Source organism: Geobacillus sp. BMUD (assembly GCF_013096845.1).
Classification (GTDB): Bacteria; Bacillota; Bacilli; order Bacillales; family Anoxybacillaceae; genus Geobacillus; species Geobacillus vulcani.
On sequence record NZ_SDLA01000008.1, the window covers coordinates 1 to 18,837 of the forward strand.

The window sequence follows — 18,837 nt, forward strand, 5'->3', positions numbered from 1 at the left end:
CCCATGTCCCATTCCGAAATAATTCACAAAAAATTTAGCACATTCTTTCGGAAAGGGGGAGAGGGATATTCCGAAGGAATGTGCAAAAAAGAGTCTTTTTTGTGCGGAAATAAAGTGATAATTTACACTCAAACTCTTCCCATGTAACAGGTCCAACAATACCATCGGCCGCTATACCTTCGTTTCTTTGAAAATTAACCACTCCATTATAGGTTTTAGAACCCCAATATCCGTCGACTGCACTATAACCCCAAGGTGTATCTTTTAGCATTCGTTGAATGGCTAGAACATACCCACCGTCTGTCTCGTATCCATAGCCGATCGTGTCGTTATTGGCCCAATTGTCTTCCATATCATGGGCGGAAGCACCTTTAGGCGAAATAAATAATCCTAGTCCGAGTAGAAAGGCTCCTAAACATAATGATAGACGTTTCACCACTTTTAACTCCCCCCTATCATTATATTTTCCGAATTTTCATAATTTAAACTTAACAACTTTGGCGGAGTCAGTCAAGACTTTGTGGGAACTTTTTTTGGTTCACTACGGACGTTGTAAATGGACGGTTAGTGAACAATTTTCAGGAATTAATATCGCAAACGCTTTCGGACTCTCATCCCTCATCTTGAGGCGGTGATATTGTATTCCATTTTTTACACCTAACCAACATCCTGAAGTGCCGACGGCGCTTGATACATCGGCGTCCCTGATGACCGCTGAAGATACGGGATGTTTTGACGCATCACATCCGCCAACAACCGCCCTGTCTTCCGTTTGTCCTGTTCGATCCGAGCTGGCTTGGCCGAGGCTGCAGTCCGGGTCTCTTCCTCCTCCAACCGCCCATTTCTCCACGAAATTCATGGTAGTCGTTCCAAAGAAATGACTTGATGAAGTATTTATTGGATGAGTTATTATCTTGGAAGGAGAAATGAACATGTTTCCAATCATCGGCCGCCTGCGTTGCCCGATTTGTTCTGAGCCGATTCAGCCAGACGAAAAAGGGTTCCTCGACATCGTCAATACTGTCATGCATCAAAAATGCTACTACAAGTTTCCGCATCGCCGTCTTCCCATAAGGGATGAGGGATCGTTTCAGAAAATGCTTCTGAAGTATCCCTTCTTTCATCGAGAAGATGATGAGGAAGATTAAAAAGGATGGAATATGAGCAACGAAAAGAAGGCGGATCGCTCCGCCTTTTTTGCACGGGATAGCAGCCGAAAATAATTTTGCACAAATTTTGCACGATGCAAGAGAACGTGTGGCTCAAATATTGAAATATCAATACTTTTAGGATATGGTTATTATCCTGCCGAGGGGCGTTCCAACTATCCGACAAGTTCGGATTGAGATTCCCAAATCCCTTGATGCGACCGCGTTTGCGGTCGTTTTTCGTTTTGATCGCTACATAGGGTCAGAAGAAGGGGGCGTTTTTGGTTCCCTTCGTCTGTTTGCCTGCAGGCAGCCGTCAAAAATTTCTTCTACCTCCTCCCCTTCCCGTCGTGTACAATAAAAGAAAAGGGGGCGTGACGATGAGGGCGGAGTTAAGGCAGGAGCAGCGGCTGCAGTTGGCGCTGACGAAGGAACTTGTGCAGGCGATTGAACTGCTTCAGTATTCCGCGGTGGATTTGGAAGCGTTTTTATATGAGCGGTCGCTGGAAAACCCGTTTTTGGAAATTCGCCGCAGCCGGGGGCGGCAGCGGGTCCATCGGACGGAACGGGACCAAAAGCAGTGGCTGGAGAACATCGGGGCCCGGCAGGAGACGCTCGTCGGCCATTTGCTTTCTCAGCTGCCTTCGCTCAAGCTGGCCGATCGGGATGAGCGCATCGTTCGTTGTCTCATCGCTTCGCTTGATGAGGACGGCTATTTGCGTGTCCCGCTCGTTGAGCTGGCGGCGCAATTTTCTGCGTCAGAACAAGAGATGGAGCGGGGACTGCGCCTCGTTCAGTCGCTCGACCCGCCGGGAGTCGGGGCGCGTGATTTGGCCGAGTGCCTTCGTTTGCAGCTCGAACGCCTTCCGGAGCGCGACGAGCTGGCGGAAACGATCGTCCGCTGCCATTTTGTCCCCTTTGCGGAAAAGTCGTGGAAAACGTTGGCCAAGCAGCTTGGCGTCGGTCTTGGCGAGCTGCAGCGCGTCTTTGAGCTCATTCGCTCGCTCGAGCCGCGGCCGGGCATTCACTATTCGAGCGACAAACCGCCTTTGGTGGTGCCGGATGTGATCGTCGCCAGGGGGGCGGATGGAGACTGGGTGGTCGCCTACAATGACGACATCCATCCGGAGCTCGGGTGGAACCGGGAGTACGAGCAGCGCATTGCCGCATCCGGCGACCGGCAGGCCGAACAGTTTATCAAAGAAAAATATCGGCAGTTTGCGTGGCTCGCGAAAAGTCTGGAACAGCGCAAGCAGACGCTGCTTCAGCTGATGGCGGTCATCGTGGAACGGCAGCGCCCGTGCTTCGAATTCGGGCTGTCCGCGCTCAAACCGATGACAATGCGCGAGGTGGCTGAGGAACTGGGGGTGCATGAATCGACGGTGAGCCGCGCGGTGCGCCATAAATATGCGCAAACGCCGTTCGGCACGGTCGAGCTGCGCCGCTTTTTTTCGAGCGCCGCTACCGCCGAGGCAACAGATGAGGCCGCTTCGTCGACCCAAGTGAAAGCGATCATCCAAGAGCTGATTGCCGCCGAAGACCCGCAAGCGCCGCTTTCCGACCAGCAGCTTGCCGATTTGCTTCACGGCCGGCACGGCATCGCCATCTCGCGGCGAACGGTGGCGAAATACCGCGAGCAGCTGCGCATTCCGTCCTCGGCGAAGCGGAAGCAATACACGAATCTGTAAATCATGCATAAGATGGAAGAAAGGAAGAAACTGATGCACATCCGTTTGTATACGAAAACCAACTGCCCGCTTTGTGAAAAAGCCAAGGCGGTGTTGATGGAGCTGCAGGCGGACATGGCCTTTACGATCGAAGAAGTGGATATTTATCAAGATGATGCGCTGCTTGAAAAATACCAGCTGATGATTCCCGTCGTGGAACTCAACGGCGAAGAAATCGGCTATGGAATGATTGAAAAAGAAACGGTGAGAAAGCGGTTGCGGGCGGCGCAAAACAGTTGAACGCCCCGCCGCCTCCTGTTATAATGGACATGGCGCGGGAGGAATTTTTTATGAAGAGGTGGGACATAATATGTCACACCGGGACAAATAATGTCCCTATGTCAAACCAAGGAGAAAGAGCCGATGCGATCGTTATTAGAGGCGCAAAAAAAGTTATTGCCTGACTTGCTTGATGTTATGCAAAAACGATATCAAATTTTGCACTCCATTTCGCTCATGGCGCCGATCGGGCGGCGGGCGCTGGCGGCGAGCCTTGGCATGAGCGAGCGGGTGCTCCGATCGGAAACGGAGTTTTTGAAAGGGCAAAACTTGCTTTTCGCCGATGTGTCGGGCATGCGATTGACGGAGGAAGGCCAGGCGCTCCTTCATACGCTCAATGATTTCATGCGGGAAGCGCTCGGTCTCAAAGAGCTAGAAGCCGCGCTCCAGGGGCAGCTCGGCATTCCGCGCGTGATTGTTGTCGCCGGGGATAGCGACCGTTCCCCTTGGGTAAAAAAAGAAATGGGAAGAGCGTGTGTCGCCTGCATGAAGGAGCTGCTGGAACCCGGGGACATCGTCGCCGTGGCCGGCGGGACGACGATGGCGGCGGTCGCGGAGATGATGACGCCGGATTCGAAGCTTCGCGATGTGTTGTTCGTGCCGGCGCGCGGCGGCCTTGGTGAAGATGTTGAGAATCAGGCGAACACGATTTGTGCGAAAATGGCGGAAAAAGCGACGGGCCGCTATCGGTTGCTGCACGTGCCCGACCACTTGAGCGATGAAGCGTACGCGTCGCTTGTCGAAGAGCCGGCGGTGAAAGAAGTGTTGGAACTCATTCAATCGTGCCGCATGGTCGTCCACGGCATCGGCGAAGCGATGACGATGGCCAAGCGGCGGAAAACGCCGCCTGCGGAGATGGAAAACATCATCGCCCGCCATGCGGTCGCTGAAGCGTTCGGCTACTATTTCAACGAGCGCGGCGACGTCGTGCATAAAGTGAAAACGGTCGGCATTCAACTGGAACACCTCCCGCATGTCGAGCATGTCATTGCCGTTGCCGGAGGGGCATCGAAAGCGAAGGCCATTCGCGCCTACATGAAGCAGGCCCCGCGTTCGCTCCTGGTGACGGACGAAGGTGCCGCGAAAGCGTTAGTAGGGGAGTCAAGTCCCTTGCCGATACAATCTAATTCATAAGGAGGAACCAACGATGGCAGTAAAAATTGGGATTAACGGATTTGGCCGCATCGGGCGCAACGTGTTCCGCGCGGCATTGAAAAACCCGGACATTGAAGTGGTGGCGGTGAATGATTTAACCGATGCCAATACGCTGGCGCATTTGTTGAAGTACGACTCCGTCCATGGCCGTCTGGATGCCGAAGTGTCGGTGAACGGCAACAACTTGGTCGTCAACGGCAAAGAAATCATCGTCAAGGCGGAACGCGATCCGGCGAACTTGGCGTGGGGCGAGATCGGCGTTGACATTGTCGTCGAATCGACCGGCCGCTTCACGAAACGCGAAGACGCCGCGAAGCATTTGGAAGCGGGCGCGAAAAAAGTGATCATTTCCGCGCCGGCGAAAGGCGAGGACATTACGATCGTCATGGGCGTCAACCAAGACAAATACGACCCGAAAGCCCATCATGTCATCTCGAACGCCTCGTGCACGACGAACTGCTTGGCGCCGTTTGCCAAAGTGCTGCATGAGAAATTCGGCATCATCCGCGGCATGATGACGACCGTTCACTCGTACACGAACGACCAACAAATTTTGGACTTGCCGCATAAAGATTTGCGCCGGGCCCGTGCGGCAGCGGAATCGATCATCCCGACGACGACCGGGGCGGCGAAAGCTGTGGCGCTCGTTCTGCCGGAATTGAAAGGCAAATTGAACGGCATGGCGATGCGCGTGCCGACGCCGAACGTATCGGTCGTCGACTTGGTGGCGGAGCTGGAAAAAGAAGTGACGGTCGAAGAAGTGAACGCGGCGTTGAAAGCAGCGGCGGAAGGCGAACTGAAAGGCATTTTGGCCTACAGTGAAGAACCGCTCGTGTCGCGCGACTACAACGGCAGCACCGCTTCGTCGACAATCGATGCGCTGTCGACGATGGTCATTGAAGGCAAAATGGTGAAAGTCGTTTCGTGGTATGACAACGAAACGGGCTATTCGCACCGCGTCGTTGACCTGGCCGCCTACATCGCCTCCAAAGGGCTGTAATGTCGGCTCGGCGTTGAGTTTTCCATCCGTTCAAGTCTATAATAGGGAAATGGAGGGGAGCGGGGAAATGATCCCCACTCCTTTTCCTTTGTCGAAACTGCAGCCAAAAGGGGGCCCGAACGATGAACAAGAAGACGATTCGCGATGTTGAGGTGAGAGGAAAACGCGTCTTTTGCCGCGTCGATTTTAACGTGCCGATGGAAGAAGGCGCCATCACCGATGACACGCGCATTCGCGCCGCACTCCCGACGATCCGCTATTTGATCGAAAACGGAGCGAAAGTCATTTTAGCGAGCCACCTCGGCCGCCCGAAAGGGAAAGTGGTCGAAGAATTGCGTTTGGATGCCGTTGCGAAGCGGCTCGGCGAACTGCTTGGGCGGCCGGTCGCCAAAACGAATGAAGCGGTCGGCGATGAGGTGAAAGCGGCGGTCGCGAACTTGAACGAAGGCGATGTGCTCTTGCTGGAAAACGTCCGTTTTTACCCCGGCGAAGAGAAAAACGATCCCGAGCTGGCCAAAGCGTTTGCGGAGCTGGCGGATCTGTATGTCAACGATGCGTTCGGCGCCGCCCACCGCGCCCATGCGTCGACGGAAGGCATCGCTCATTACTTGCCGGCGGTCGCTGGCTTTTTGATGGAAAAAGAACTCGAAGTGCTCGGCAAGGCACTCTCGAATCCGGACCGCCCGTTTACAGCGATCATCGGCGGCGCAAAAGTGAAAGACAAAATCGGCGTCATCGACAATTTGCTTGAGAAAGTCGACAACTTGATCATCGGCGGCGGGCTGGCGTATACGTTCGTCAAAGCGCTCGGCCATGACGTCGGCAAGTCGTTGCTGGAGGAGGACAAAATCGACCTAGCCAAATCATTTATGGAAAAGGCGAAAGAAAGAGGCGTCCGTTTTTATATGCCGGTGGACGTCGTCATCGCCGACCGGTTCGCCAACGACGCCAATACGAAAGTCGTGCCGATTGACGCCATCCCAAGCGATTGGGAGGCGCTTGACATCGGTCCAAAAACGCGCGAATTGTACCGCGATGTCATTCGTCAATCAAAGCTCGTCGTCTGGAACGGCCCGATGGGCGTCTTTGAAATGGAGGCGTTCGCCCATGGGACAAAAGCGGTTGCCCAAGCATTGGCGGAAGCGACCGACACGTATTCGGTCATCGGCGGCGGGGACTCAGCGGCGGCGGTTGAAAAATTCGGCTTGGCCGACAAAATGGATCATATTTCCACCGGCGGCGGCGCTTCGCTCGAATTCATGGAAGGAAAAGAGCTGCCGGGTGTCGTTGCGTTGCAAGACAAATGACCCACGGCGCCAGATTGGGCGCATGGCGGCGGACACCGCCCATCGAAAGGAAGGGTGAACGATGAGAAAACGCATCATTGCAGGCAACTGGAAAATGCATAAAACGCTGGCGGAAGCTGTTCAATTTGTCGAGGAAGTAAAAGGGCTCGTGCCGCCGGCGGACGAAGTCGATTCCATCGTTTGCGCGCCGTTTCTCTTTTTGGATCGGTTAGTGCAAGCGGCAGAGGGCACCGATTTAAACATCGGGGCGCAAAACATGCACTTTGCCGACCAAGGGGCGTACACGGGCGAAGTGAGCCCGGTCATGCTGAAAGACATCGGCGTTACGTATGTCATCCTCGGCCATTCGGAGCGCCGGCAAATGTTTGCGGAAACGGATGAGACCGTGAACAAAAAAGTGTTGGCGGCCTTCACCCGTGGGCTTATACCGATTATTTGCTGCGGCGAATCGCTTGAGGAACGGGAAGCGGGGCAGACGAACGCCGTCGTCGCTTCACAAGTGGAAAAAGCGCTCGCGGGATTGACGCCGGACCAAGTGAAGGAAGCGGTTATCGCATACGAGCCGATTTGGGCGATCGGCACGGGCAAATCGTCAACCGCCGAAGATGCGAATGAAGTTTGCGGCCATATTCGTTCGGTCGTCTCGCGCTTGTTTGGCCCGGAAGCGGCGGAAGCGATCCGCATTCAATACGGCGGCAGCGTCAAACCGGACAACATCCGCGACTTCTTGGCGCAAGAACAGATTGACGGCGCCTTAGTCGGCGGGGCGAGCCTCGAGCCGGCTTCATTCTTGCAATTGGTGGAGGCGGGCCGCCATGAGTAAAAAACCGGTGGCTCTCATCATTTTGGACGGGTTTGCGCTGCGCGAGGAAACATACGGCAATGCGGTCGCCCAAGCGAAGAAGCCGAACTTTGACCGCTATTGGAACGAATACCCGCATACAACGCTCAAGGCGTGCGGCGAGGCGGTCGGGCTTCCGGAAGGGCAAATGGGCAACTCGGAGGTCGGGCACTTAAACATCGGCGCCGGCCGCATCGTCTACCAAAGCTTGACGCGGGTGAATATCGCCATTCGCGAAGGCGAGTTTGACCGCAATGAAACGTTTTTGGCGGCGATGAACCATGTGAAGCAGCATGGGACGAGCTTGCATTTGTTCGGCTTGCTTTCGGACGGTGGGGTGCACAGCCATATTCACCATTTGTACGCCCTTTTGCGCCTGGCGGCGAAAGAAGGCGTGAAGCGCGTGTACATCCACGGCTTTTTGGACGGCCGCGACGTCGGCCCGCAAACGGCGCCGCAATACATCAAAGAACTGCAGGAAAAAATCAAGGAATACGGCGTCGGTGAAATCGCGACGTTATCGGGCCGCTACTACTCGATGGACCGCGACAAGCGGTGGGACCGCGTCGAGAAGGCGTATCGGGCCATGGTGTACGGCGAAGGCCCGACGTACCGGGATCCGCTTGAATGCATTGAAGACTCCTATAAGCATGGCATTTACGACGAATTCGTCCTACCGTCGGTCATCGTCCGCGAAGACGGCCGTCCGGTGGCGACGATTCAAGACAACGACGCGATCATCTTCTATAATTTCCGCCCCGACCGGGCGATCCAAATTTCAAACACGTTCACGAACGAAGATTTCCGCGAGTTTGACCGCGGGCCGAAGCATCCGAAGCATTTGTTCTTTGTCTGCTTGACGCATTTCAGCGAAACGGTGAAAGGGTACGTGGCGTTCAAGCCGACGAACCTTGACAACACGCTTGGCGAAGTGTTGTCGCAGCACGGCTTGCGCCAATTGCGCATCGCCGAGACGGAAAAATATCCGCACGTGACATTTTTCATCAGCGGCGGCCGCGAAGAGAAGTTTCCGGGCGAAGATCGGATTTTGATCAACTCGCCGAAAGTGGCGACGTACGACTTGAAGCCGGAAATGAGCGCGTATGAAGTGACGGACGCGCTGCTGAAAGAGATTGCGGCTGATAAGTACGATGCGATCATCTTGAACTACGCGAACCCGGATATGGTTGGCCATTCGGGCAAGCTCGAACCGACGATCAAGGCGGTGGAAGCGGTTGATGAGTGCCTCGGCAAAGTGGTCGATGCCATTTTGGCCAAAGGCGGCATCGCGATCATCACCGCTGACCACGGCAATGCGGATGAAGTGCTGACGCCGGACGGCAAGCCGCAAACGGCCCATACGACGAATCCGGTGCCGGTTATCGTAACGAAAAAAGGCATCAAGCTCAGAGACGGCGGCATTTTAGGCGACTTGGCGCCGACGATGCTCGATTTGCTCGGCTTGCCGCAGCCGAAAGAAATGACCGGAAAAACGTTAATCGTTCATGAATAAATCTTGAAAGGAGAGTATCGAGATGTCTGCGATTATCGATGTGTATGCGCGTGAAGTGCTCGATTCGCGCGGCAATCCAACGGTGGAAGTGGAAGTGTATACGGAAGAAGGCGGCTTCGGCCGCGCGCTGGTGCCAAGCGGCGCCTCAACCGGGGAATATGAAGCCGTCGAACTGCGCGACGGCGACAAAAACCGCTACCTCGGCAAAGGGGTGCTAAAAGCAGTCGAAAACGTCAACGAAGTGATCGCGCCGGAAATCATCGGCCTCGAAGTCACCGACCAAGTGGCGATCGACCGGAAGCTGATTGAATTAGACGGCACGGAAAACAAAAGCAAGCTCGGCGCCAACGCCATTTTGGGCGTGTCGCTGGCCGTCGCCCGCGCGGCAGCGGACGAACTGGGTCTGCCGCTGTACCAATACTTGGGCGGCTTTAACGCCAAAACGCTGCCGGTGCCGATGATGAACATTTTAAACGGCGGCGCGCATGCGGACAACAACGTTGACATTCAGGAATTCATGATCATGCCGGTCGGTGCGGAAAGCTTCCGCGAAGCGCTGCGCATGGGGGCGGAAATTTTCCACAGCTTAAAAGCGGTGCTAAAAGCGAAAGGCTACAACACGGCAGTCGGTGACGAAGGCGGCTTCGCCCCGAACTTGAAATCGAACGAAGAAGCGCTGCAAACGATCATCGAAGCGATCGAAAAAGCCGGCTACAAACCGGGCGAACAAGTGATGCTCGCGATGGACGTCGCGTCGTCCGAGCTGTATAACAAAGAAGACGGCAAGTACCATTTGGAAGGCGAAGGCGTCGTCAAAACGTCGGAAGAAATGGTCGCTTGGTATGAAGAGCTCGTGTCGAAATATCCGATCATCTCGATCGAAGACGGGCTCGATGAAAATGACTGGGAAGGCCATAAACTGCTCACCGAGCGGCTCGGCCACAAAGTGCAGCTCGTCGGCGACGATTTGTTTGTGACGAACACGAAAAAATTGGCCGAAGGCATTGAAAAAGGCGTCGGCAACTCAATCTTGATTAAAGTCAACCAAATCGGCACGTTGACCGAAACGTTCGATGCCATCGAAATGGCGAAACGCGCCGGCTACACGGCAGTCATCTCGCACCGCTCCGGCGAAACGGAAGACAGCACGATCGCCGATATCGCGGTGGCGACAAACGCTGGTCAAATTAAAACAGGTGCACCTTCACGTACAGACCGCGTCGCGAAATACAACCAATTGCTTCGCATTGAGGACGAGCTCGGCCACACCGCGATATACCAAGGCATCCGCTCGTTTTACAATTTGAAAAAATAGCGGGAATAGGCGTCCCTAACGGAGGGGGCGCCTGTTGTTTTGATGGAGGCAAAAGGGCGCTGAATGGCTGGCGGTGATCAAGACGTCTTGACGCATTCAGGAAAACTGCGCCTCTCCATCTCATAATTTGTAGAAAATTGTCTAATTTTCAGGAATAGTTTTTGTTGTTTTTTATTTTTAGAATAGAATTGGATGAACCGTTTGAGCAGTTTAGAAGCCGCGGAAAAAGTCGTGTATTTGACGATCCAAGATTTTAACGAGAAATGGGCAGGGCGAACGTTACGAGGATTTGCCGAAGCACAGGAAGCGCTTCAACGAATTTTTGTTCTGTTTCACAAGTGCATGACATGCCTAGTCTCAATCTTTTTAAGGGGGATCATTTTGAACGCTACAAAATTTTGCATAGCAACGTTTCTTTCCAACTTGGGGGACATCATATACAGTGTTGTTATAGCTTGGTATATTGCTGACGTTTTACAATCAGGTTTTTTGATGGGAGCAGTTTTATTTTCTCTAGGTTTGTCGAGATTTATTGCTGGGCTTCTTTGCGGACCGGTTATTGATCGAATAGGGGCAAAGTTGTTTCTGTGGTTGTCAGACATAATAAGGGCAATCATTGTGTTAGTTTTAGCTATTCTGTTATGGGATCATACGATCTCTTTTGTCATTCTCATAATGGTCTCCGTTTTGTTTGGAGCGATTGATGCTTTTTATTGGTCAGCCTCAGAATCAATAAAGCCAAGATTAGTCGCTACTGAATATTTAAGTCGTCTCAATAGTCAATACTTCACTGTTGTAAGAACAACGATCATTTTGGGTCCTTTAATCGCCGCTTGGATGGTTGAATCAATCTCAATAGAACGTTCCTTGATCGCCATGTCTATCTTATATGTATTTTCAACTTTTTCCATTTTGTTTGTTGATTGTAAAAATAGTCATCTTGAAAATATGAACGACAATAATGACAACACTTCTTACTTTTCGGATTTACGACTCGGTTTTAGTTTTTTGAATAGACAAAAAATGATTTTTTATTTGGTGATAACTATGTTTTTTGTAAATATTGGAGCAAACGGGGTTAATGTATTGTTCCCTTTTTTGGCTAAAAATGTTAGTGATGATGCTAAGTATTTAGGATATATATATTCATCGATGTCAATGGGAAGTTTGTTAACTGGTTTAATCTTTTCAGTTAAAAGCATTCACAAGGTTGAATTGAAGGTTATATATTTCTCTTTTCTTTTACAAGCTGCTGGTATTGCCGCACTATGTTTCACCCAAAACTTTTTCATTACTCTAATTTTCGTTTTCGTAATTGGTTTAATTACTGGTTTTATAGGAGTCCTTATACCTACTTTTGTTCAACATTCTGTGCCTATTCATTTATTAGGAAGAGTGAATAGTATTATGATGGCAATTTCAATGCTATCAACGCCAGTAGCCCAGTTTATTTTTGGGGTCAGTGTTGATTATTTCAATATAAAATATCTTTTCTTCATTGCAGGTGCTTTGGGGATAGTTACTAGTTTATCTTCTTTATTAATTAATGAGAGAAAAGGTGCGCCAAGAGAAACTGTAATGGTGCTGACGGTTTCGGGCGCGGTGATCTTTGCTTTTCGGTATGGGACCTCTCTTTTCGAAGCGGCATGAGCACCTCTCATGCGGGCGCAAAACGATGGACGTGGGAGGGGTGGTGGTTTATACTATTTTTGAATCGTTTGAATATTCAGGAGGTAGAGGGATGGAGCGAACCGTTGTTGAAACAAGGTACGGCCGGTTGCGCGGGGAAACGAATGAAGGCGTTTCCGTTTGGAAAGGAATTCCATACGCGAAAGCGCCGGTCGGTGAGCGCCGGTTTTTGCCGCCGGAGCCGCCTGAGGCATGGGATGGGGTGCGGGAGGCGACATCGTTCGGGCCGGTTGTCATGCAGCCGTCGGATCCGATTTTCAGCGGATTGCTCGGGAGGATGAGCGAGCCGCCGAGCGAGGATGGGCTGTACCTGAACATTTGGTCGCCCGCGGCCGATGGGAAGAAGCGCCCGGTGTTGTTTTGGATTCACGGCGGCGCCTTTTTGTTTGGTTCGGGCTCGTCGCCGTGGTATGATGGCGCGGCGTTTGCGAAACACGGTGATGCCGTTGTCGTGACGATCAACTACCGGATGAATGTGTTCGGCTTTTTGCATCTCGGTGATGCATTTGGCGAAGCGTACGCCCAAGCGGGCAATCTCGGCATTTTGGATCAAGTGGCGGCATTGCGCTGGGTGAAGGAGAACATTGAGGCGTTTGGCGGCGATCCGGACAACATCACGATTTTCGGTGAATCGGCCGGAGCGGCGAGCGTTGGCGTGCTGTTGTCGCTTCCGGAGGCCCGCGGGCTGTTTCGGCGCGCCATTTTGCAAAGCGGGTCGGGTTCGCTTCTTCTTCGTTCATCGGAGACGGCGATGGCCATGACCGAGCGTATTCTCGAGCGCGCCGGCGTCCGTCTAGGCGACCGTGATCGGCTGTTGTCGATTCCAGCCAATGAACTGTTGCAGGCGGCGATGTCGCTTGGCCCAGGAATCACGTACGGCCCGGTGATTGACGGACATGTGCTGCGCCGCCATCCGATCAAAGCGCTCCGCGATGGGGCGGCCAGCGGTGTTCCGATTTTGATTGGCGTGACGAAAGACGAGTACCATTTGTTTACGTTGACCGATCCGTCTTGGACAAAGCTTGGCGAAAAAGAACTGCTTGACCGGATCAACCGTGAAGTCGGGCCGATTCCGGACGCGGCAATCCGCTATTACAAGGAAACGGCGGATGCGTCAGCGCCCGCGTGGCAAACGTGGCTGCGCATCATGACGTACCGCGTTTTTGTCGAGGGGATGCTGCGGACGGCGGATGCCCAGGCGGCGCAGGGGGCCGAGGTGTACATGTATCGGTTTGATTATGAAACGCCGGTGTTCGGCGGACAGCTGAAAGCATGCCATGCGCTTGAGCTGCCGTTTGTGTTTCACAACCTCCATCAGCCCGGCGTCGCCAATTTTGTCGGCAGCCGGCCGGAGCGCGAGGCGATCGCCAATCAAATGCATTACGCTTGGCTTTCGTTCGCCCGCACCGGCGACCCGAACGGCGCGCATTTGCCAGAGAAGTGGCCGATCTATACGAACGAGCGCAAACCGGCGTTTGTCTTTTCGGCTGCGAGCCATGTTGAAGACGATCCGTTTGGCCGCGAGCGGGAAGCGTGGATGACGCGCGCATAAGGAAAAAGGAACGGCCAACCGCCGTTCCTTTGTTATTCGTTTGCTCCCGGTGAAGGAAGCCCGAACTGTTCCGCCAGCGCCGGGTCGCGGTCGATCGCCTCAAGCAGCTTCCGCATGACGTTGACGTCAAACGTAAAGTTCGCCCCGATCGGCGACGTGACGAAAATTTTCCCTTCCTTCGCCTCCCGCGCCCGTTTGAATTGGTAGCCGTCAATCGCGATGACGACTCGTTCGTCTGGTCTTGCCATTGGAGTCCCTCCCGTCGTTGCCGATTTGCTTTCATTGTAACTCATTTCGGCTGCGGACGACAATGATCATACCGCGCCCAAGGCATGGAGGGTCAAACAGTGGAGGATGAAACGTTCCTCCATCTATGCAAAAGGGTAGGAGCGGAGAATTTTTTTGGCCCCCGCCCTTCGATTCGGCTGTCTAGTAGGCTGGTGAAAAACCGCTGTCACACACCAATAGGAGGCATTTTCATTCAGAAAAGAAAGCTGATTCTACATGGTTTCTCTAATTGAGAAATGGGTGGAATCAGTAGTATTTTGCACTAAATCACCGGCCTCCTAGAAAAGACAGGAAACGCAGTCTTTCCTTCGACACCGTTCCATTCTTCCGTTTCCTCCAGGCTGATCAAGTCAGATGCGTTGCGATTTTTGCCAAGCATTCGTCAATGATTTCATCGATTTCCTCCATTTGAGCATCTTCCGGATTATGTTTTTTTAAAAAAAGTGAATCTATGCCTTTCGGTGTGTTGAGACAGGCTCGCCAGTTGCCGCCAACGGCAATCTGTGGTATAGTAAAATCATTGCAACGTCGGTCGTTGGAGGTGTCAGGCATGCATGCCTTGCTTGTGACGCTGCTTGTCATTGTGTCGGTTGCGCTGATCGTTGTAGTGCTGCTGCAATCGGGCCGCAGCGCCGGGCTGTCGGGGGCGATCACCGGCGGCGCCGAGCAATTGTTTGGGAAGCAGAAAGCGCGCGGGCTCGATGCGGTGTTTCAGCGCGTAACGGTTGTATTGGCCATTTTGTTTTTCGTATTGACGATTCTCGTCACATATGTCCAACCATCATAAACGAAAAGCGGGGGCGGTCCTTACAAGAAACGGGCTGCCTTTTCTATTTCAACGTGAAAGGATGGAGAACGCATGATGAAAGTGGTTCCACCGAAACCGTTTTTCTTTGAGGCTGGGGAGCGGGCCGTGTTGCTTTTGCATGGGTTTACCGGCAACTCCGCTGATGTCCGGATGCTTGGGCGATTCTTGGAATCGAAAGGCTATACGTGCCACGCGCCGATTTACAAAGGACACGGCGTGCCGCCGGAAGAGCTCGTTCACACCGGACCGGATGATTGGTGGCAAGACGTCATGAACGGCTATGAGTTTTTGAAAAACAAAGGCTACGAAAAAATTGCGGTCGCCGGATTGTCTCTTGGAGGCGTATTTTCTTTGAAATTAGGCTACACTGTACCTATAGAAGGCATTGTGACGATGTGCGCGCCGATGTACATCAAAAGCGAAGAAACGATGTACAAAGGTGTGCTTGAGTATGCGCGCGAGTATAAAAAGCGGGAAGGAAAATCAGAGGAACAAATCGAACAGGAAATGGAACGGTTCAAGCAAACACCGATGAAGACGTTGAAAGCCTTGCAAGAACTCATTGCCGATGTGCGCGCCCATCTTGATTTGGTTTATGCACCGACGTTCGTCGTCCAAGCGCGGAACGATGAGATGATCAACCCGGACAGCGCGAACATCATTTATAACGAAATTGAATCGCCGGTCAAACGGATCAAATGGTATGAACGATCCGGCCATGTCATTACGCTCGATGAGGAACGGGATGAATTGCATGAAGACATTTATGCCTTTTTGGAGTCGTTGGATTGGTAAACGTCAGAAAGGAGGGAACAGATGATGAATGAAACACTGGCGGAGCGAATTTTAACGTTTATGCGCGATGAGGCGTATAAACCTCTCACGGTCGAAGAACTGGAAGAAGCGTTTGGCATCGAGGATGCCGACGGGTTCAAGGAATTTGTCAAAACGCTTGTCGCCATGGAAGAGGAAGGTCTTGTCGTCCGGACGCGAAGCAACCGCTACGGCGTGCCTGAGCGGATGAATCTCGTGCGCGGCAAAGTGACGGGCCATCCGAAGGGATTTGCCTTCGTCACACCGGAGGAGCCGGGAATGGATGATATTTTCATCCCGCCGTCCGAATTGAAAAACGCCATGCATGGCGACACGGTGCTGGTGCGCATCCAGGCCGACTCATCCGGAGCGCGCCGCGAAGGGACGATCGTCCGCATTTTGGAGCGCGGGGTGAAGGAAGTCGTCGGCACGTACACGGAAAGCAAATATTTCGGCTTTGTCATTCCAGACGACAAACGGATTGTCAACGACATTTTCATTCCAAAACATGCGGCGAACGGAGCGGTCGAAGGGCATAAAGTCGTCGTCCGCCTGACGTCGTATCCAGAAGGGCGGATGAGCGCCGAAGGAGAAGTCATTCAAATTCTCGGCCATAAAAACGACCCGGGCGTCGACATTTTAGCGATCATCTATAAATACGGCCTTCCCCTTCAATTTCCAGAAGACGTGATTCAGCAAGCCAACCAGGTGCCAGATGTCATTACGGAGAAAGATTTGGAAGGGCGCCGCGATTTGCGCGGCGAGATGATCGTGACGATCGACGGGGAAGATGCGAAAGACTTGGATGATGCCGTGACGGTGACGAAGCTTGAGAACGGCAACTATAAGCTCGGCGTCCATATCGCTGATGTCAGCTACTATGTTGAGGAAGGCTCGCCGATCGACCGCGAGGCGTATGAGCGCGGCACGAGCGTTTATTTGGTCGACCGCGTCATTCCAATGATTCCCCATCGGCTGTCGAACGGCATTTGCTCGCTCAACCCGAAAGTCGATCGGTTGACGCTGTCGTGCGAAATGGAAATCACCCCGCAAGGCGAAGTCGTCCGCCATGAAATTTTCCCAAGCGTCATTCGCACGGTGGAACGGATGACGTATTCCGATGTGAATAAAATTTTGGTGGACAAAGATGAAGCCTTGCGGGAAACATACGCGCCGCTCGTGCCGATGTTTGAGCTGATGGCCGAGCTCGCTGATATTTTGCGCACCAAGCGGATGAAGCGCGGAGCAATCGATTTCGATTTTAAAGAAGCGAAAGTGCTTGTTGATGAAAACGGCAAACCGTACGATGTCGTCTTGCGCGAGCGGTCGGTCGCTGAGCGGTTGATTGAAGAGTTCATGCTGGCGGCGAACGAGACGGTCGCTGAGCATTTCCATTGGCTGAACGTGCCGTTTATTTACCGCGTTCACGAAGACCCGAAACCGGAAAAACTGCAGCGCTTTTTGGAGTTCATCACGAACTTCGGCTATGTCGTGAAAGGAACGGGCAACCAAATCCATCCGCGCGCCCTCCAGCAAATTCTCGAAGCGGTGCGCGGCGAACCGGAAGAGATGGTCATTTCCACCGTCATGCTTCGGTCGATGAAGCAGGCGCGCTATGACGCGGAAAGCCTCGGCCATTATGGGCTGTCGACCGAGTTTTACACCCATTTTACGTCGCCGATCCGCCGCTATCCGGATTTGATCGTTCACCGGCTGATCCGTACGTATCTCATCAACGGCCAGATGGATCTTGACACCCAGCAAAAATGGGCGGAAAAGCTGCCGGACATTGCCGAACACGCTTCCGATATGGAGCGGCGCGCCGTCGAGGCCGAGCGCGAGACGGACGATTTGAAGAAAACGGAGTTTATGGAAGACAAAATCGGGATGGAATTTGACGGCATTATCAGCTCGGTGACGAACTTCGGCCTGTTTGTCGAGCTCCCGAACACGATCGAAGGATTGGTGCACGTCAGTTATTTAACGGACGATTATTACCGCTACGACGAGCGCAGCTATGCGATGATCGGCGAGCGGACCGGGAAAATGTACCGCATCGGCGATGAAATCACCGTCCGCGTCATCAACGTCAACAAAGACGAGCGGATCGTCGACTTTGAAGTCGTCGGCATGAAAGGACGCCGCCCGTCGAAAGCGAAAGCCGCTCCGGTCGTCATCGAAGGGAAAAAACAAAAGAAAAAGGCGGAGCCGAAAGCGCAAAGCGGCCCAAACCGCAGCGCGAAAGCGAAAAAGAAGAAAAAGAAAAAACGGTGAGGAAAAGCCGAACAGGCGGCTTTTCCTTCTTTTTCGTTTTTGATAAAATAAGAAACGCTACGATGAGGAGGGAGAAAACGGATGCCCAAAGGCGAAGGAAAAGTAATCGCCCAAAACAAAAAAGCGTACCATGATTATTTCATCGAAGAGACGTATGAAGCCGGCCTTGTGCTGCAAGGAACGGAAATCAAATCGATCCGCAACGGCCGGGTGAATTTGAAAGATTCATTCGCCAAAGTGGAAAAAGGGGAAGTGTTTCTCCATAACATGCATATCAGCCCGTACGAACAAGGCAACCGCTACAACCATGATCCGCTGCGGACGAGAAAGCTCTTGCTCAACCGCCGCGAAATCAACAAGCTGATCGGCTACACAAAAGAGCAAGGGTATACGCTCGTGCCGCTGAAATTGTACATCAAAAACGGCTTCGCCAAAGTGGAGCTTGGCGTCGCCAAAGGGAAGAAAAAATACGACAAGCGCGAAGACATGAAACGGAAAGAAGCGCAGCGCGAAATCGAACGCGCCTTCCGCGAGCGGCAAAAGCTGTAGGGAGCAAGCGGCGTGTGAAAAAGTCAAAACCGATGTTTCTCAAGTGGGGAAGCCTTGAAACATCGGCTCTTCTTCCCTAGCGAATTCCATCCTTTTGGAAAAAATCGTTGGTTTTCACCGACATTGAAAACATTCCCATTGAAAATGCGCAAAACCATGGTATAATAAAAAGTGCAACAGCCAGTTATCCATGGCTTAAGCTGTTCCGATCTCTTCGCACCGCGGGGACGATCCGGATTCGACAGGGGTAGGTCGAGCTTAAGCGGCGAGCCGAGGGGGACGTCCTCGTAAAAACGTCACCTAAAGATAACTGGCAAACAAAACTACGCTTTAGCTGCTTAATTGCTGCAGCTAGCTCCTCCCGCCATCGCCCGCGTGGCGTTCGAGGGGCTCATATGAAGCGGGCTACGCCCAAATCCGCCGCCTGAGGATGAGGGAAGAGACGAACCAGGCTAGCCGCCGGGAGGCCTGTCGGTAGGCGGAACGGACGGCGAAGCGAAATATACCGACTACGCTCGTAGATGCTTAAGTGGCGATGCCTCTGGACGTGGGTTCGACTCCCACCGTCTCCATTTTTGG

The 18,837-nt window shown here is 52.9% G+C and carries 17 protein-coding genes, 1 other RNA gene and 1 pseudogene; 16 read left to right on the forward strand and 3 right to left on the reverse strand.

Features of this window, described 5'->3' with window-relative positions; all coding sequences use genetic code 11:
* Positions 1–34: 34 nt before the first annotated feature.
* A complete protein-coding gene (locus ETC05_RS17875) occupies positions 35–439 on the reverse strand; it encodes a peptidoglycan-binding domain-containing protein (RefSeq protein ID WP_368668036.1) in 405 nt (134 codons plus the stop codon).
* Positions 440–657: 218 nt separating this feature from the next.
* Positions 658–846: pseudogene (locus ETC05_RS10430) on the reverse strand (ISLre2 family transposase); the annotation flags it as partial.
* An 86-nt stretch (positions 847–932) separates the two neighbouring features.
* Between ETC05_RS10430 and ETC05_RS10435 the strand changes: the two are divergent.
* From ETC05_RS10435 to ETC05_RS10490, 11 genes are all read left to right on the forward strand, one after another.
* Positions 933–1,148, forward strand: coding sequence for a hypothetical protein (locus tag ETC05_RS10435; RefSeq protein ID WP_031407151.1), 216 nt, complete (start codon positions 933–935; stop codon positions 1,146–1,148).
* A gap of 380 nt (positions 1,149–1,528) precedes the next feature.
* On the forward strand, positions 1,529–2,836 hold the full coding sequence (rpoN, locus tag ETC05_RS10440) for an RNA polymerase factor sigma-54 (RefSeq protein WP_031407153.1): 1,308 nt from the start codon (positions 1,529–1,531) through the stop codon (positions 2,834–2,836).
* Between the two features lie 33 nt (positions 2,837–2,869).
* Positions 2,870–3,115, forward strand: coding sequence for a glutaredoxin family protein (locus tag ETC05_RS10445; protein WP_031407155.1), 246 nt, complete (start codon positions 2,870–2,872; stop codon positions 3,113–3,115).
* 123 nt (positions 3,116–3,238) lie between these two features.
* Positions 3,239–4,288: a sugar-binding transcriptional regulator gene (locus ETC05_RS10450; RefSeq protein ID WP_031407157.1), complete on the forward strand. Its 1,050-nt coding sequence runs from the start codon at positions 3,239–3,241 to the stop codon at positions 4,286–4,288.
* 13 nt (positions 4,289–4,301) lie between these two features.
* The gene (gene gap / locus ETC05_RS10455; protein ID WP_031407159.1) at positions 4,302–5,309 is read left to right on the forward strand and encodes a type I glyceraldehyde-3-phosphate dehydrogenase; all 1,008 of its coding nucleotides are present in this window, start codon (positions 4,302–4,304) and stop codon (positions 5,307–5,309) included.
* A gap of 122 nt (positions 5,310–5,431) precedes the next feature.
* Complete coding sequence (locus ETC05_RS10460) at positions 5,432–6,616, forward strand: phosphoglycerate kinase (RefSeq protein ID WP_031407160.1); 1,185 nt, start codon at positions 5,432–5,434, stop codon at positions 6,614–6,616.
* 61 nt (positions 6,617–6,677) lie between these two features.
* Entirely contained in the window at positions 6,678–7,439 is a 762-nt protein-coding gene (tpiA, locus tag ETC05_RS10465; RefSeq protein ID WP_031407162.1) for a triose-phosphate isomerase, read from the forward strand.
* Positions 7,432–8,970, forward strand: coding sequence for a 2,3-bisphosphoglycerate-independent phosphoglycerate mutase (gpmI, locus tag ETC05_RS10470; protein ID WP_031407164.1), 1,539 nt, complete (start codon positions 7,432–7,434; stop codon positions 8,968–8,970). The genes tpiA and gpmI overlap by 8 nt, the downstream gene beginning before the upstream one ends.
* Before the next feature lie 22 nt (positions 8,971–8,992).
* Positions 8,993–10,285: a phosphopyruvate hydratase gene (gene eno / locus ETC05_RS10475; RefSeq protein ID WP_031407166.1), complete on the forward strand. Its 1,293-nt coding sequence runs from the start codon at positions 8,993–8,995 to the stop codon at positions 10,283–10,285.
* A gap of 192 nt (positions 10,286–10,477) precedes the next feature.
* Positions 10,478–11,935, forward strand: a complete 1,458-nt coding sequence (locus ETC05_RS10485) for an MFS transporter (protein ID WP_407059685.1) — start codon at positions 10,478–10,480, stop codon at positions 11,933–11,935.
* Between the two features lie 91 nt (positions 11,936–12,026).
* The gene (locus ETC05_RS10490) at positions 12,027–13,526 is read left to right on the forward strand and encodes a carboxylesterase/lipase family protein (protein ID WP_031407169.1); all 1,500 of its coding nucleotides are present in this window, start codon (positions 12,027–12,029) and stop codon (positions 13,524–13,526) included.
* 32 nt (positions 13,527–13,558) lie between these two features.
* On the opposite strand, the gene ETC05_RS10495 is transcribed toward ETC05_RS10490, so the two are convergent.
* Positions 13,559–13,774 carry a hypothetical protein gene (locus tag ETC05_RS10495; protein WP_031407171.1) on the reverse strand — a complete coding sequence of 72 codons (216 nt, stop codon included), beginning with the start codon at positions 13,772–13,774 and terminating at the stop codon, positions 13,559–13,561.
* A gap of 590 nt (positions 13,775–14,364) precedes the next feature.
* Here ETC05_RS10495 and secG point away from each other — a divergent pair.
* The 5 genes from secG (at position 14,365) to ssrA (ending at position 18,833) form a co-directional block, all read left to right on the forward strand.
* Positions 14,365–14,601: a preprotein translocase subunit SecG gene (gene secG, locus ETC05_RS10500; protein WP_171660960.1), complete on the forward strand. Its 237-nt coding sequence runs from the start codon at positions 14,365–14,367 to the stop codon at positions 14,599–14,601.
* A gap of 75 nt (positions 14,602–14,676) precedes the next feature.
* A complete protein-coding gene (gene estA / locus ETC05_RS10505) occupies positions 14,677–15,417 on the forward strand; it encodes a carboxylesterase (RefSeq protein ID WP_031407175.1) in 741 nt (246 codons plus the stop codon).
* 24 nt (positions 15,418–15,441) lie between these two features.
* Positions 15,442–17,709 (forward strand): ribonuclease R, encoded by a 2,268-nt coding sequence (rnr, locus tag ETC05_RS10510; RefSeq protein ID WP_171661007.1) that lies wholly within the window; start codon positions 15,442–15,444, stop codon positions 17,707–17,709.
* An 81-nt stretch (positions 17,710–17,790) separates the two neighbouring features.
* The gene (gene smpB / locus ETC05_RS10515; RefSeq protein ID WP_031407179.1) at positions 17,791–18,258 is read left to right on the forward strand and encodes an SsrA-binding protein SmpB; all 468 of its coding nucleotides are present in this window, start codon (positions 17,791–17,793) and stop codon (positions 18,256–18,258) included.
* Positions 18,259–18,481: 223 nt separating this feature from the next.
* Positions 18,482–18,833: a transfer-messenger RNA gene (gene ssrA, locus ETC05_RS10520) on the forward strand.
* Positions 18,834–18,837: the final 4 nt, after the last annotated feature.